This window comes from Streptomyces sp. IBSNAI002 (genome assembly GCF_052244475.1).
Lineage (GTDB): Bacteria > Actinomycetota > Actinomycetes > Streptomycetales > Streptomycetaceae > Streptomyces.
Genome location: NZ_JBQPXG010000002.1, coordinates 6,304,929 through 6,322,035, shown reverse-complemented (window position 1 = coordinate 6,322,035; position 17,107 = coordinate 6,304,929). Strand labels below are relative to the sequence as shown.

Sequence of the window (17,107 nt, the reverse complement as noted above, 5' to 3'; positions counted from 1 at the left end):
CGATCAGCTCGTCTTGCCCAGGGCCCGTTGCACCAGATCGGCAACGTCCATGGCGTCGATCAGTTCCACGTCGGCGGCGTCCGCCGACGGTTCCGCTTCCGGCGCGTCCGCATCCGCGTCCGCGTCCGCCTCGGCGAGGCCGAGGAGGGTGTCCAGTACGCCGGCCTCCTTGAACCTGGAGAACGGCACGGACGCCAGGATTTGCCTGAGTTCGTCCTCCCGCCCGTCCAGGCCGTCGTCGGCCTCCCGGAGAAGTTCGGTGCGCAGGTAGCCGACCAGCGCTTCCGGCGTGGGGTAGTCGAAGATCAGCGTTGCGGGCAGCTTCAGTCCGGTGGCCCCGTTCAGGCTGTTGCGCAGGTTGACGGCGGCGAGCGAGTCGAAGCCGACCTCCTGGAACGCCTGGCGCGGGCCGATGCCCTCCGCACCGCTGTGGCCGAGGACCGTCGAGGCGTGGCCGCGCACCAGCCGGAGCAGGATGCGGTTCTGCTCGGTCTCCGCGACCCCCCGCAGGGAGTCGGCGAGGGACGAGGCGGCCTCGCTGGTCTCGCCGTCGCCCTGAAGGGCCTGGAGCGCTTGCCTCGCCTCGGGCAGGTCGGCGAAGAGGGGGCTGGTGCGGACCGAGGTGAACGCGGGGATGAATGCGCCCCAGTCCATGTCGGCGACGGCCACGAACTTCTCGTTGCCCCGTACCGCCTGCACCATCGCGGTCACCGCCGGCTGCGGGCCCATGGGCAGGACGCCGCGGCGCCGGAGCTGGGCGAGGGCTGCCTCGTCCATGCCCACGCCGATCTGGTCGAGGGCTCCCCAGGCGATCGAGGTCGCCTTCAGTCCGCGGGCCCGGCGCCACTCGATGAGGGCGTCCAGGACGGCGTTCGCCGCTCCGGACGGGCCCTGGCCGCCGCCGCCCCACACGCCCGCGATCGAGGAGAACACGACGAACGCGTCGAGCGGCGTGCGCTCGAACAGCCCGTCCAGCCACAGGGCCGTGTCCACCTTGGCCGCGAACACCCCGGCGAGGTCCTCCGCTCCGGTGTCGTCGATCGAACTGGTCTGCTGGACGTCGGCGGCGTGCACCACCGCCGTGACCGGCTGCTCGGCGGCCGTCTCGGCGACCAGCCGTGCGATCGCGTCCCGGTCGGAGTCCGCACAGGACTCCACCGTGGTGGCGGCGCCCAGCGCGGCCAGTTCGGCCCGCAGCTCCGGCACGCTCAGGTCGGTCGCCTGCGCGGTGGTCGTGACGAGGAGCCGGTCGGCGCCGGCCTGGGCGAGCCAGACCGAGACGTGCTTGCCCAGTCCCTCGGCGCCGCCGGTCACCAGGACCGTGCCCCGGGGCTGCCAGCCGCTGTCGCCGGTGGACTCCGGTACCGGCTTGCGCACCAGCCGCCGGGTGTACACGCCCGAGCGCCGGACCGCGAGCTGGTCCTCACCGGCGGCGGAGTTGAGCACTCCGAGCAGGTACTGGGCCGTGCGCGGGTCGGTGGCGACGGGCAGGTCGACCAGGCCGCCCCAGCGGTCGAGCCGTTCCAGGGCGGCGGCGCGGCCGAGGCCCCACAGCGAGGCCTGCACCGGTGAGGTGAGGGTGTCGTGGATGCCGATGTTCACCGCGCCCCTGGTCAGGCACCACAGCGGCTGCGTGACGAGGTTGTCGCCGAGGGCCTGGATCAGCGCGAGCGTCGACGCGGTGACCGCGGCCGGGTCCTGGTGGCCGCTGCCCGTCTGCTGGTCCACGGCGAGCAGGGACAGCACGCCGGTCAGGTCCTGTCCGGCGAGTACGTCCGCCAGCCGCTCGGCGAGCCGCTTGCGGGTGCGGTCGGACGCGCCGACCTCCAGCAGGACGGTGCCGAGTCCGAGACCGGTCAGTTCCGCCAGGAGGGCGTCGGTCGCACTGCCCTGCGCGCGCTCGGCCGGTACGACGACCAGCCAGCGGCCGCCCGGTACACCGGCGGCCTCGCGCTCGAGCGGCTGCCAGGTGACGTGGTAGCGCAGCTTCTCCGCCGTCGACCGCTCGCGGCGCCTTCCGCGCCACTCGGCGAGTACGGGAACCACGGTGCCCAGGGCGCTGCGTTCGTCGGTGGACGCCATCTCCAGCAGCTCGCCGAGGGAGTCCAGATCGGCCTGCTCGACCGCGGCCCAGAAGTCGGCGTCCGCGCCCTCGGCCGCGTCGGCCGCCCCGGTGGCCGCTTCGGCTTCCTGGAGCCAGTAGCGCTGGCGGTCGAAGGCGTACGTCGGCAGCTCCACGCGCCGGGCGGCCGCGGCCCGCGGCAGGACACCGGTCCAGTCCACGGCCACACCGCGGACGAACAGTTCGGCCATCGAGGCGAGCAGCCGTCGCAGGCCGCCGTCCTCGCGCCGCAGCGAACCGGTGATCACCGCGTCGGTGTCGGTGGCGTCGGCGGTCTCGGTGATCGGCTGGACCAGCACCGGGTGGGCGCTGACCTCCACGAACACCCCGTGGCCCTGGCCCATCAGGTCGGCCACGGCCGGACCGAAGCCCACCTGGCCCCGCAGGTTGCGGTACCAGTAGCCGCCGTCGAGGACGCCCGCGTCCTCCACCCAGGTGCCGGTGGTGGTGGAGTAGAAGGGAACCTCCGGCGCCTGCGCGCCGATCCCGGCCAGTGCCTCGGCCAGCGTCTCGCGGACGTCCTCGACGTGCCGGGTGTGCGAGGCGTAGTCCACCGCGACCCGGCGGACGCGGACGCCCTCGGCGGACAGGGCCTCCAGAGCCTCGTCCAGGGCCTGCGCGTCACCGGCGATGACCACGGAGGACGGCCCGTTGACGGCTGCCACCTCCACACGGTCCGCCCACGGCTCCAGCCGGGCGACCGCCGCGTCCGCGCTCAGCGCGACCGACGCCATGCCGCCGCGTCCGGCCAGGTCCTCGGCGATGACCTGGCTGCGCAGGGCGACCACGCGCGCCGCGTCGTCCAGGGACAGCGCCCCGGCCACGCAGGCGGCGGCGATCTCGCCCTGCGAGTGGCCGAGCACCGCGCCCGGCTCCACTCCCACGGAGCGCCATACGGCTGCCAGGCCGACCATCACGGCGAAACTGGCGGGCTGGAGGACGTCGACCCGCTCGATGAGCCCGGGATCGGCCTCGCCGCGCAGCACGTCGATCAGCGACCAGTCCACGAACGGGGCCAGAGCCGCCGCGCATTCGGCGATCCGCTCCGCGAACACCGGGGAGGCGTCGAGGAGTTCACGGCCCATGCCCGCCCACTGCGAACCCTGGCCCGGGAACACCCAGACCACCTTGCCGGGCTTGCCCGAGCCTGAGCTGCCGGACACCACACCGGGGGCGCTCTCGCCCCGGGCCAGCGCCTTCAGCCCGGCCAGTGCCTCCTCGTCCGAGCCGGCCACGACGACCGCTCGCTCGCCGAGCACCGCACGGCCCGAGACCAGCGTCCCGGCCACGTCCGCGAGCGACACCGCGTCGGCGCCCTCGACGAACGCCGCGAGCCGCCCGGCCTGGCCGGCCAGCGAACCGGTGCTGCGTGCGGAGACCACCAACGGCACCACACCGGTGGGCGCCTGCTCCGCGGAGGGGGCCTGCGCCTCTTCGGCGGGGGCCTGCTCCAGGATCAGGTGCGCGTTCGTGCCGCTGGCTCCGAAGGAGGAGACCGCGGCCCGGCGCGGACGGCCGGTCTCCGGCCACTCCCGTGCCTCGGTGAGCAGTTCCACCGCGCCCGCCGACCAGTCCACCTGGCCCGTGGGCTCCTCCACGTGCAGCGTGGCGGGCATGACCCCGTGCTGCATCGCCATGACCATCTTGATCACACCGGCGACGCCCGCGGCGGCCTGCGTGTGACCGATGTTCGACTTCAGGGAGCCCAGCCACAGAGGCTGTTCCGGGTTCCGGTCCCTGCCGTACGTGGCCAGGAGCGCCTGCGCTTCGATCGGGTCGCCCAGGGACGTACCGGTCCCGTGCGCCTCCACGACGTCCACGTCCGCGGGGGTGAGTCCCGCCGTGTCCAGCGCCTTGCGGATGACCCGCTGCTGCGAGGGACCGTTCGGCGCGGTGAGGCCGTTGGAGGCGCCGTCCTGGTTGACGGCGCTGCCGCGCAGCACCGCCAGCACCCGGTGGCCGCGCTCACGCGCCACCGACAGCCGCTCCAGTACGACCACGCCCACGCCCTCGGCCCAGCCCGTGCCGTCGGCCGCCGACGAGAACGCCTTGCACCGGCCGTCGGCCGACAGGCCGCGCTGCCGCGAGAACTCCATGAAGGCGTCCGGGCTGGCCATCACCGTCGCACCGCCGGCCAGCGCCATCGAGCACTCGCCCTGGCGCAGCGACTGCGCCGCCAGGTGCATGGCCACGAGCGAGGACGAGCACGCCGTGTCCACCGTGACCGCCGGGCCCTCGAACCCGAACACGTACGACACGCGGCCGGAGGCCACGCTGGCCGCCGTTCCGGTCATGAGGTAGCCCTGGACGTCCTCGGGCACCTGGTGGAGCCGCGTCACGTAGTCGTGGTGGACGATGCCGGTGAAGACGCCGATGTCACGGCCCCTGACGGACAGCGGGTCGATGCCCGCCCGCTCCAGCGCCTCCCAGGAGGTCTCCAGCAGCAGCCGCTGCTGGGGGTCCATGGCCAGCGCCTCGCGCGGGGAGATCCCGAAGAGCCCGGCGTCGAACTGCGCGGCCTCGTGCAGGAATCCGCCCGAGCGGGTGTAGCTGGTGCCCGGGTGGGCCGGGTCCGGGTGGTACAGCCCTTCGAGGTCCCAGTCGCGGTCGAGCGGGAAGCCGGACACCGCGTCCCGCTGCTCCACCACCAGCTTCCACAGTTCCTCGGGACTGTCGGCTCCGCCCGGCAGGCGGCTGCTCATCGCGACGATCGCGATCGGCTCGTCGGAGACCGACGGCGCCGCGGACGCGGCGGACGGCTCCGTCTGCTCGCCGAGCAGTTCGGCCCGCAGGTGGTCCGCGAGGACCGCCGGATTCGGGTAGTCGAAGACCAGCGTGGTGGGCAGGTTCATCCCGGTGAGGTCACGCATCCGGTTGCAGAACTTGACCGCGGTGAGCGAGTCGAAGCCGAGGCTCTTGAAGGACTGCTCCGCGTCGAAGCCGTCCGCGTCGCGGTGGCCGAGGACGAGCGCGGTGCTCTCCTGGACCACGTCCAGCAGGACGCGGTGCTGCTCCGCGGCCGACAGCCCGGCCAGCCGGCCGGCGATCGCGCCGCCGGCGCCCTCGCCGCGTGCCACCACGCGCCGGTTCAGGGCGGCGGAGGCCGTCTGCCGCGGTTCGGCTGCGGCGGCGGCGGTGTCGTGGCCGGCCGTCTCGACGGGCTCTTCGGCGCCGTCGGCGGCGCCGGCCCCCAGGGCCAACGGGCCCAGGAGCGCGACGGGTTCGCCGCCCGCGTCCGCGAGTTCGAGCAGGTGACGGCCGTCCCGGGCCGGGGTGATCCGCAGCCGCAGTGCGGCGGCTCCCTCCGCGTACACGGCCAGGGCGGCGCCGGCGGACAGGTCGCGGCGGCCCGCGGCGGCCGCTGACGGGTCCGCGGCCGTCCGGGAGTCCAGTACGCGCAGCGCGGTGTCGAGGAGCTCCGGGTGCAGGGTGAACCTGGCCGCCTCGTCCGCCGGTTCCTCCGCGAGCTCGATCTCCGCGAAGATCTGCCCGTCGGCCTGCCACACACGGTGCGCCCCCGGGAGGAGCGCGTCGCTGTCGGCGGGCACGGACCAGGTCCGCAGGTCGAAGGCCGGCTGCGGCATGCCGGGGACCAGCACGGCCCGTGCGTGGCAGGTCCAGGGTGCCTGCTCCGGGTCGAGGGGCCGGGCGTGGACGGCGGCCCGGCGGCGGCCGTCCGTACCGGGACCGTCCACCGACACCCGCACCTGGACGCCGCGGTGCTCCGGCAGTGTCAACGGCGCTTCTACGGCGATCTGTTCGAGGCTTCCGCAGCCCACCTCGTCGGCGGCCCTGACGATCATCTCCAGGAGCGCGGCGGCCGGGACCGCGGTGGTGCCGTCCGCGGCCACCCGGCCGGCGAACCGGCCCCGGCCGCGCGGCGACAGCTGTCCGGTGAGGACGACTCCGTGGTCGCCGTCAACGCCCGGCATGTCGATGACGGTGCCGAGCAGCGGGTGCCGGGCGCCGGTGGCGCCGAGGGCCTCCGCACCGCCCGCCGGGGTCTCGTCGCCCTCGACCCAGTACCGCTGGTGCTGGAACGCGTAGGTGGGCAGGTCTGCGCCGGCCTCCGTGGCCGGGCGGCCGAGGACGGCCTCCCAGTCCAGGTCCGTACCGCGCACGTGCAGTTCGGCGAGCGCGGTCATGACGTCGGCGGCCTCCGCGCCGTTCTTGCGCAGGGTGGCGATGCAGCTCCCCTCGGGGGCGCCGAGGGTACCGAGCGCCATGGCGGCGAGGGCTCCGCCCGGGCCGATCTCGAGGAACGTCGTCGCGCCCTGGCCGCTGAGCGAGGTGACGGCGTCGCTGAACCGCACGGCGCTCCGTACCTGGTCCACCCAGTACTCGGGGTCGCCCAGCTGCCCGTCCCGGACGAGCTCGCCCGTCAGGGTCGAGACGACGGGGAGTTCACCCGGCCGGTACGACAGTCCGCGCGCGACCGTGCGGAACTCGTCGAGCATGGGTTCCATGAGCTGGGAGTGGAAGGCGTGGCTCACCTGGAGCCTGCGCGTCTTGCGGCCGCGGCCCGCCAGTTCGGCCGCGAGGGCGAGCACGGCGTCCTCGGCGCCGGAGAGCACCAGCGCGTCGGGACCGTTCACCGCCGCGACGCAGACCGCGCCTCCCGCCCGGGCCAGCAGCGGCGTCACGTCGGCCTCGGTCGCCTGGACGGCGACCATCGCGCCGCCCTCGGGCAGGGCCTGCATCAGCCGGCCGCGGGCGGCGACCAGCTTGCCCGCCTCGGCCAGGTCCAGGACTCCGGATACGTGCGCGGCGGCGATCTCGCCGATCGAGTGGCCGGCGAGCAGGTCCGGTCGCACGCCCCAGGACTCGAAGAGCCGGAACAGCGCCGTCTCCAGGGCGAACAGGGCGCCCTGCGTGTACACGGTCCGGTCGAGCAGTGCGCTGTCGGGCGACCCGGGGGCGGCGAACACCACCTCGTGCAGGGGGCGCGCCGCGTGGTCGCGCAGGTGCGCCTCGACGGCGGCGCAGGCGGCGGCGAAGGCGTCGCGGAAGACCGGGTAGGTCTCGGCGAGTTCGCGGCCCATGCCGGCCCACTGGCTGCCCTGTCCCGTGAAGAGGACGGCCAGCTTGCCGGTGGCCGGGGTGCCGGAGACGACCGCGGGGCTCGCGTCACCGCGCCCGAAGGCGCTCAGGTCGGCGGTGAGCCGTCCCCGGTCGGACGCCAGGACGACGGCCCGCTGGTCGAGCCGGGCACGGGTGGTGGCGAGGGCGTGGGCGGCATCGGCGAGGCGCAGGTCGGACCGCTCGTCGAGGAACCGGGCGAGCCGCTCGGCCTGGCCGCGCAGTCCGGCCGGCGTACGGGCCGACACGGGTACCGGCACCGGCGCGAGGACCCCGGCGGGCTCCGGCGCGGGCTCGCGCACGGCGGCCGCCGGCTGCTGCTCGGGGGCCTCTTCGAGGACGACGTGCGCGTTCGTGCCGCCGATGCCGAAGGAGGACACGCCGGCCCGGCGGGGGCGGCCGCCGCGCGGCCAGTCCCGGGCCTCGGTGAGCAGTTCCACGGCGCCCGCGGACCAGTCGACGTGCGTCGACGGACGGTCCACGTGCAGCGTCTTGGGGAGGACCTCGTGCCGCATCGCCATGACCATCTTGATCACGCCCGCGACGCCCGCCGCACCCTGGGTGTGTCCGAGGTTCGACTTCACGGAACCGAGCCACAGCGGCTCGCCGCCCTGCCGGTCCTGGCCGTAGGTCGCCAGCAGCGCCTCGGCCTCGATCGGGTCGCCGAGCGTCGTGCCCGTGCCGTGCGCCTCCACCGCGTCCACATCGGACGGCGAGAGGCCGGCTCCGGCCAGCGCCTTGCGGATCACCCGCTGCTGCGCGGGACCGTTCGGGGCGGTCAGACCGTTCGACGCGCCGTCCTGGTTGACCGCCGAGCCGCGGACCACGGCCAGCACCTGGTGGCCGCGGCGACGGGCGTCCGACAGCCGCTCCACCAGGAGCAGGCCCGCGCCCTCGGACCAGCCGGTGCCGTCCGCTCCGTCCGCGAACGCCTTGCACCGGCCGTCGGGCGCCAGGCCGCGCTGCCGGGAGAACTCGACGAAGGTCTCCACGGTGCCCATCACCATCACGCCGCCGGCCAGTGCCATCGAGCACTCGCCCCGGTTCAGCGCCTGCGCCGCGAGGTGCAGGGCCACCAGGGAGGAGGAGCAGGCCGTGTCGACGGTGAGGGCGGGACCCTCGAAGCCGAGGTGGTAGGCGATACGGCCGGAGGTGACGCTGCCCGAGCCGCCGGTGAGGCGGAACCCCTCGACGCCGGACGCCTGGTGCATCCGCATGCTGTAGTCGTGGCTGTTGACGCCGACGAAGACGCCGACGTCCTCTCCGGCCAGCGTGGTCGGGTCGATCGCGGCCCGTTCGAAGGCCTCCCATGAGGTCTCCAGCAGCAGGCGCTGCTGCGGGTCCATGGCGAGGGCCTCGTTCGGCGAGATGCCGAAGAACGCGGCGTCGAACCCGGCGGCGTCGTCGAGGAAGGCGCCGTGGCGCACGTACGTGGTGCCGGCGTGATCGGGGTCGGCGTTGAAGAGCCGGTCGATGTCCCAGCCGCGGTCGTCGGGGAACTCGGTGACGGCGTCGACCCCGTCGGCCACGACCCGCCAGAGGTCCTCCGGACTGTTGACGCCCGCGGGGAAGCGGCAGGCCATCGCCACGATCGCGATCGGCTCGTCTTCCATCGCGGCGGGGGCGGCGGGCTCCGACGGGAGCTCCGGCGCCGCGCCGAAGAGCTTGGCGTGCAGGTGGTCGGCGAGCGTCGTCGGCTTCGGATAGTCGAAGATCATCACCGGTGAGAGCGTCAGCCCGGTCGCGGCGGCGAGCCGGTTGCGCAGTTCCACCGCCATCAGCGAGTCGAAGCCGGCCTCCTTGAAGGTCCGGTCGGCGTGGACGGCATCGGCGGTGGTGTGGCCGAGCACCTCGGCGGCGTGCCGCCGGACCAGTTCGACCAGCGTCTCGGTCCGCTCGCCCGCGCCCAGACCGGCGAGGCGCTCCCGCAGGGACGCGGGCCCGGCCGGAGCGGCGGCCCGGGCCGCCGGGCGCGGCGACGGGGCCAGCGCCCGCAGCAGCGGGGGAACCGGGCCGTCGGCGGCCGCCGAGGCCCGCAGCGCGGGCACGTCCAACCTGGCCGCCACCAGCGTGCCGTCCGTGCCCGCCCCGCCGCCCAGGGCGGCGTCGAGCAGGGCCATGCCCTCGGTGGCGGAGAGGCCGCTCATGCCGATGCGCGCGTTGCGGCGCAGGTCGGCGGCGCTCAGGTGCTCGGTCATGGCGCTGACCGTCGCCCAGTAGCCCCAGGCGAGTGAGACGGCTGGCAGACCGAGGCCGTGCCGCTGCCGTGCCAGCGAGTCCAGGCAGGCGTTGGCCGCGGCGTAGTTGGCCTGTCCCGGGTTGCCGAGGACGCCGGCCGCCGAGGAGTACAGGACGAACGCGGCGAGGTCCAGGTCACGCGTGAGCTCGTGCAGGTGCAGCGCCGCGTCCACCTTGGGCCGCAGCACGGTGTCGACGCGTTCAGGGGTGAGCTCGGTGAGCACCCCGTCGTCCAGGACACCGGCGGAGTGCACCACGGCGGTCAGCGGGTGCTCGGCGGGTATCTCGCCCAGGAGCGCCTCGAGCCGGCTCCGGTCCGAGATGTCGCACGCGGCGATGGTGACGGACGCCCCCAGCGCGGTCAGCTCTTCCTGGAGCTCCGGGGCGTGGCCGCGCCGGCCGGCCAGGACCAGGTGCCTGATCCCGTACCGGGTGACCAGGTGCCGTGCGGTCATCGCGCCCAGCGTCCCGGTGCCACCGGTGATCAGTACGGTGCCATCGGTGTCGAGCGGACGCGGCTGCCGGTCCGCTTCGGGAAGCGGTCCGGCCGACGGGACGGGCACGCGTGCCAGCCGCGGTACCTCCGCGATGCCGCCGCGCACCCGCGTCTGCGGTTCGCCGCTCTGCACCACGGCCGCCAGGGCGGGCCGGGAGGCCTCGTCGAGGTCGGCGAGGACGATGCGGTCCGGGTGCTCCGACTGCGCCGAGCGCACCAGGCCCCACACCGCGGCCGCGTCGAGTTCCGTGCTGTCTCCGGTGACCACGGCCAACCGGGTCTCCGCGAGGGCGGGTTCCGCCAGCCAGGCCTGGAGTACGGCCAGCGCTGCGTGGACCGCGGCACGGGGGTCGGCACCGGCCTGGGCGCCGACGGGCGTGGCCTCGTACAGCAGGACCTCAGGGGCGGACGCGCGGGTCACGGAGGCGGTGACGTCCTCGGCGGTCGCGACGGCCACGATGTCGAGAGCACGCTCCACGGCGGGAAGCGCGGCTTCCGTCCAGTCGACACGGAACAGGGCGTCGTGCGTCAACGCACCCTCGATCCCCGCCTGTTCGGGGGAGAACGGGGTTCCGAGCACCGCTCCGACGGTCATGACCGGCTGCCCCGTGGGGTCGGTCAGCTCCAGCCCGGTCCCCTCCGCCGAGGTCCCGCCCGCCCGCACGTTCAGGGCGGCGGCGCCGGACGCCAGCAGGGTCACCCCGGTCCATACGGACGGGAGCATGCCGGCGGGCACGACGGTACGGACGGCGGCGTCGAGCAGCACGGGGTGCACCCCGTAGCGGCCCGCGTCACGGAGGGCGGCGCCGTCCAGGGCGATTTCGGTGGCGGGCCCGGAGTCCGGGCTCGTGGCCGTGGTGGCGGGCCCGGGAACGAGCACGCCGTGCGCGTGGCGCGTCCACGGTGCGTCCAGGGGGGCGTCGGCGGCGCGGGAGTAGATCTCGACCGACCGCCGCCGTGCGTCGTCGGACTCGCCGACGACCACCCGGATGCCGCGGCTGCCGCGCTGGGGCATCACCACGGGCGCGTCGACGGTCAGTTCGTCGAGTACGGGGGTGGCGGCCAGGTCACCGAGCCGGATGGCCAGCTCGACCAGAGCGGCGTTCGGCACGACGACGACATCGGACAGCAGGTGGTCCGCGAGCCAGGGGTGCGCACGGAGCGACCAGCTCGACGTGGCCATCAGGCCGGTCGAGTTCGGCGTGCTCACGACCGCACCCAGCATCGGGTGACCGGCCGCGGCCAGACCCAGCGAGGCGGGGTCGGTGGCGGACTCGCCCGCCTCGAGCCAGTAGTGCCGGTGGTCGAAGGCGTACGTCGGCAGCTCCACGCGGGCGGAGGCGGCTCCGTCGGGCAGGACACCGCTCCAGTCCACGGCCACACCGCGGACGAACAGTTCTGCCATGGAGGTGAGCAGGCGGCGCAGACCGCCGTCCTCACGGCGGAGCGAACCCGTCACGACGGCATCGGTGTTACCGGCCTCGTGAACGGTCTCGGTGATCGGCTGGACCAGCACCGGATGGGCACTGACCTCGACGAACACCCCGTGACCCTGCTCGGCGAGGTGCGCCACGGCCGGCCCGAAGCCCACCTGACCGCGCAGGTTGCGGTACCAGTAGTCACCATCGAGGACATCGGCGTCCTCGACCCAGCTGCCCGTGACCGTCGAGTAGAACGGAATCTGCGGCGCCTGAGCACCGATCCCGGCCAGCGTCTCGGCCAGTGCCTCGCGAATCGCTTCGACGTGCCGGGTGTGCGAGGCGTAGTCCACCGCGACCCGGCGCACCCGGACACCCTCGGCCGACAGGGCCTCCAGGGCCTCGTCGAGCGCTTCGGCGTCACCGGCGATCACGACGGAGGACGGGCCGTTGACAGCTGCGACCTCCACACGATCCGCCCACGCCTGGATGCGTACGACGGCCTCGGCCTCGGACAGCGCGACCGAGGCCATACCACCCCGACCCGCCAGATCCTTGGCAATCGCCTGGCTGCGCAACGCCACCACACGCGCCGCGTCCTCAAGCGACAGCGCACCCGCCACACACGCGGCCGCGATCTCACCCTGCGAATGACCCAGCACCACATCCGGCTTGACACCGACCGAGGTCCACACCGCCGCCAGACCCACCATCACCGCGAAACTCGCCGGCTGGAGGACATCGACCCGCTCGATGAGCCCGGGATCGGCGTCACCGCGCAGCACGTCGATCAGCGACCAGTCCACGAACGGATCCAGAGCCGCAGCACATTCGGCGATCCGCTCCGCGAACACCGGCGAAGCGTCCAGCAGTTCACGGCCCATGCCCGCCCACTGCGAACCCTGACCCGGGAACACCCACACGACCTTGCCCGGAGCACGCGAACCGGCCGCACTGCCGACCACCACACCGGGCGCGCTCTCGCCCTGGGCCAGTGCCCCGAGCCGCGTCAGCGCTTCCTCGGCGGAGCCGGCCACGACCACCGCACGCTCACCGAAGACCGCACGGCTCGACACCAGAGCCCCGGCCACCGGGGCCAGCGAGACCTCGTCGGCGGCGGACTCCAGGTACGAGGCCAGGCGCCCGGCCTGACCGGCCAGGGAGCCGGCCGTCCCGGCCGACACCACCAGCGGCACCACACCGGTCGAGACCGACGGCTCCTGGGGCTCTTCGGCGGGAGCCTCCTCCAGGATCAGGTGCGCGTTCGTCCCGCTCACACCGAACGACGACACGCCGGCCCGGCGCGGACGGCCGGTCCGCGGCCACTCCCGGGCCTCGGTCAGCAGCTCCACCGCGCCCGCCGACCAGTCCACCTGCGGGGTGGGCGAGTCGACGTGCAGCGTCGCCGGAAGCACTCCATGGCGCAGCGCCTGCACCATCTTGATCACACCGGCCACACCGGCAGCCGCCTGCGTGTGACCGATGTTCGACTTCAGGGAGCCCAGCCACAGCGGCTGCTCCGGGTTCCGGTCGCGGCCGTACGTCGCGATGATCGCCTGCGCCTCGATCGGGTCGCCCAGGGACGTACCGGTCCCGTGCGCCTCGACCGCGTCCACGTCCGCCGGGACCAGCCCGGCGCTGGCCAGCGCCCGGCGGATCACGCGCTGCTGGGACGGACCGCTGGGCGCGGTCAGGCCGTTGGACGCGCCGTCCTGGTTGACGGCGCTGCCGCGCAGCACCGCCAGCACCCGGTGACCGCGCTCACGCGCCACCGACAGCCGCTCCAGCACCACCACACCGACACCCTCGGCCCAGCCCGTGCCGTCGGCCGCCGACGAGAACGCCTTGCACCGGCCGTCCGCGGCCAGCGCCCGCTGCCGGGAGAACTCCACGAAGTGGCCGGGGGTCGCCATCACGGCGACACCGCCGGCGAGGGCCATCGAGCACTCGCCCTGGCGCAGCGCCTGCGCCGCCAGGTGCATCGCGACCAGCGACGACGAGCACGCCGTGTCCACGGTGACCGCCGGTCCTTCGAGGCCCAGCACGTACGAGACGCGCCCCGAGGCCACGCTCGGAGCCAGCCCCGTGGTCGTGAAGCCCTCCAGCTCCGGAGCCGCCGCCGCGGCGCCGGTCCCGTAGCCCTGGCCGAAGAGACCCGAGAACACCCCGACGTCGCTGCCCTTCAGCCCGACCGGGTTGATGCCCGCCGCCTCCAGCGCCTCCCAGGACGTCTCCAGCAGCAGCCGCTGCTGCGGGTCCATGGCGAGGGCCTCACGGGGCGAGATCCCGAAGAACCCCGCGTCGAAGAGCCCCGCGTCGTGCAGGAAGCCGCCCTGATCGGTGTACGAGGTGCCCTTGCGCTCCGGGTCCGGGTCGAACAGGCCGTCCAGGTCCCAGCCTCGGTCGTCGGGGAAGGACGACAGGGCGTCCCGGCCCTCGGACACCAGGCGCCACAGCTCCTCGGGGCCGGCCACGCCGCCCGGCAGACGGCATGCCATGCCCACGATCGCGAGCGGTTCGTCGGGGTCGGCCGCCATGACCGACTCCGTGACCTGCCGGGTGAGGCCGAGGACCTCGGCCCGCAGGCAGGAGGCCAGGGCCGCCGGGGTGGGGTGGTCGAAGACGACCGTGGTGGCCAGCGACAGGCCGGTGCTCTGCGACAGCCGGTTGCGCAGGCGGACGACGGCCATCGAAGTGAAGCCCATGTCGCGGAACGCACGGTCGGAGGAGATCTGTTCGCCTCCCGCGCTCTGCAGCACGGCGGCGGCCTGCGTGCGGACCATGTCCTCCAGCAGTGCCAGCTGCGCGCGCTCGTCCAGGCCGGACAGCCGCTCGCGCAGGGCGGCGGTGACGGCCTGGTCGGGCCCGGCCGGGCCCGCCTGGTCCTCGGCCAGGGCGCCGAGGACCGCGGGGACCCCGGTGGCGCCGGCGGCCGGCGTCGCGACCTTCAGGGCCAGCAGGGACGGGCGGTCCGTCGTGATGACGAGGTCGAAGGCGGAGAGGAGCAGGGTGCGCAGCCGGCCGGTCTCGTCGTCCGCGGCGTCCTGGTCTCCGGGCCATGCGCCCCAGGCGAGGAAGGAGCCGGGCAGGTTGCGCAGGCGTCGGTTGCGGACCACGGCGTCGGCGAGGATCCCGTCGACGGCCTCGTCCGGGGCGTCGGAGGTGCCGGCGCCGAGCAGCCCGGCGGCGTCCGAGACCACGACGAAGGCGGCCGGCTCGTGGCCGGCGGTCATCTCGTCCAGCAGGAGGGCCAGTTCGGGATCGCCGGCGGCGTGGACCACCGCGGACACCGGGCTCGTCAGGGCGGCCAGCGCGGCGCGCAGCGGCTCCGGGTGCTCCGCGTCCGCGGTCACCCGCACGACGGTGGCCCCGTCGGCATCCGGTATCGGCTCGGCGCCCGATGCGCCGGTTCCGGTGCTGCCCGGGGCACTCACGAGCAGCAGGTTCTCCGCGTGGTGGACGGTGGCCAGCCGGTGGGCGATCGCCGCGCCGTGCTCGGTGTCGGCTCCGGTGACCACCACGGTGCCGGCCGCTCCCGGCCAGGACGCCGCCTGCGGCAGGTCTCCGACGGGCAGGTGGTGCAGCCTGGGGACCAGCAGGGCGCCCGACCGCACCGCGATCTGCGGCTCGCCGGACGCGACGGCGGCCAGCAGGAGCTCGGGGTCCGGGCCGCCTGCGGTGTCGGCTTCGAGGTCGACGAGGGTGAGCGCTGCCCGGCGGTCCTCCGGGAAGGACCGGGCGAGGGCCCGGAGCGAGGCTCCGGCCAGGTCCTGCGCGGCGTCCTCCGCGGTGGCGGCGACCGCTCCGCGGGTGAGGACCACCAGGCGGGTGGCCGCCTGTCCGGTGCCTGCCGGCCAGTCGCGCACCTGGTCCGCGAGGGTCCGGGCACCGGCGCGTCCCGCGGCGAACGCGGTGGTGGCGTCGGCGGTGTCGGCGGTGTCCGACGGCTGGACGAGGACCGTGACCTCGGGGGCCGCCTCGCCGCCGGCCACGGCGGCGCGTACCGCCGCCAGGTCCGGGTAGTGCCGTACGCCGGTGACCCCGGCGGCGTTCAGGGCCGCGACGAATCCGGCCGTCACGAGTCCGGCCGCACCGGGACCCGCAACCGCCCACTCGCCCGCCGGGGACACGGGGGCCGTCGGCGCCGCCGCCGGAACCCAGCCCAGGCTCATCAGTCCGTCGTGGTGCCCGCTCGCCGCGTACCGCAGCCGGCTCGGCTGCTCGGCCAGCAGACGCCGCTTGATCTTGCCGGACGCGGTCCGTGGGATGCCCGCGACCTCGCGGACCTCTTCCGGCACCTTGTAGGCGGAGAGCTGCTCGCGGCACCGGTCGACCAGGGCCGCGGTGTCGAAGCCGGAGGGGCCGGGGATCACGTACGCGACCGGCACCTCGCCGAGCGTGTCGTGCGGCACGCCGGCGACCGCCGCGTCGGCGACGCCCTCGACGGCGCGCAGGACCGCTTCGATCTCCTCGGGGTGGATGTTCTCCCCGCCGCGGATGACGAGTTCCTTGATCCGGCCGCGGATGGCGAAGTAGCCGGCGTCGTCGCGCCGGGCCAGGTCTCCGGTCCGGTACCAGCCGTCCTGCATCGCCGCGGCGGTGGCCTGCGGGCTGTTGTGGTAGCCGACCATGACGTTCGGCCCGCTGACCCACACCTCGCCCTCCTGGCCGACGGGTACGTCGATCCCGGTGGTGGGGTTGACGATGCGCACCCCGACGCCGGGCACGGGCAGGCCGCAGGACCCGTCGACGCGCTCGCCGTCCGGCGGGTTGATGGTGATGGCGCCGCAGGTCTCGGTGCTGCCGTAGGCGTCGACCAGCGGGACGCCGAAGACCTCTTCGAAGTCCTGGCGCAGCCGGGAGCCGGTGACGGCTCCGCCGACGAGGCCGATCCGCAGGGAGGGTGCGGAGAATCCGTTCTGCCGGGCGGCGGTCACCAGGTGGTGGTAGGTGGTGGGGACTCCGGCCAGGAAGGTGGAGCCGTCCTCGGCGAGCGCCCTGATCACGTCCTCGGCGGAACTGCCGTCCATGATCCGGGCGGTGGCTCCGACCACGGTGACGGACAGGACGCACGCGATGTGCGAGAGGCTGTGGAACAGCGGGAGGGGCCAGAGCACCCGGTCCTGGTCCGTCAGCCCCGGGATGGGCACATAGCACGAGGCCACGGACCAGAGGCAGTTGCGCTGGGTGGACAGGACACCCTTGGGACGGCCGGTCGTACCGGACGTGTAGAACATCCAGGCAACCTCGTCGAGCCCGAGGTCGTCCCGGGCCGGCTCGGACGGCTCGCTGACGGCGAGTGCGTCGTACGAGTGGACTCCGGGCACCGCGGGGACGTCGCCGGTCACCAGCAGCGTGATGCCGGGGGCCACGGCCGCCGAACGCCGGAGCCGCTGCGCCTGCACGGCGTCGGTGATGACCACCGTGGCGCCGCTGTCGGCCAGCAGGTACTCCAGCTCGGCCAGGGCCGAGGCCGGGTTGAGCGGCACGCCGATGCCGGCGGCACGCACGATCGCCAGGTAACTCTCCACCGTGGAGACGGTGTTGCCGAGGCAGATGGCCACCCGGTCGCCGCGCCCGACGCCGAGGTCCGCCAGATGCCCGGCGAGCCGGCGCGTCCGCGCCTCCAGGTCACCGTAGGTGACCGCTCGCCGGGCGTCTTCGAAGGCGACCTTGCCCGGGAAGCGGGTCGCGTTCTCCACGACTGCGACAGGAAGTGGCTTGATCAGGTCGGTGCGCACTATGCCGCAGTTC

The 17,107-nt window shown here is 74.5% G+C and carries 1 protein-coding gene; it reads right to left on the bottom strand.

Features of this window, described 5'->3' with window-relative positions; translation table 11 throughout:
- Positions 1–3 precede the first annotated feature (3 nt).
- Complete coding sequence (locus ACTVZO_RS30215; protein ID WP_443301325.1) at positions 4–17,094, bottom strand: type I polyketide synthase; 17,091 nt, start codon at positions 17,092–17,094, stop codon at positions 4–6.
- Positions 17,095–17,107 lie beyond the last annotated feature (13 nt).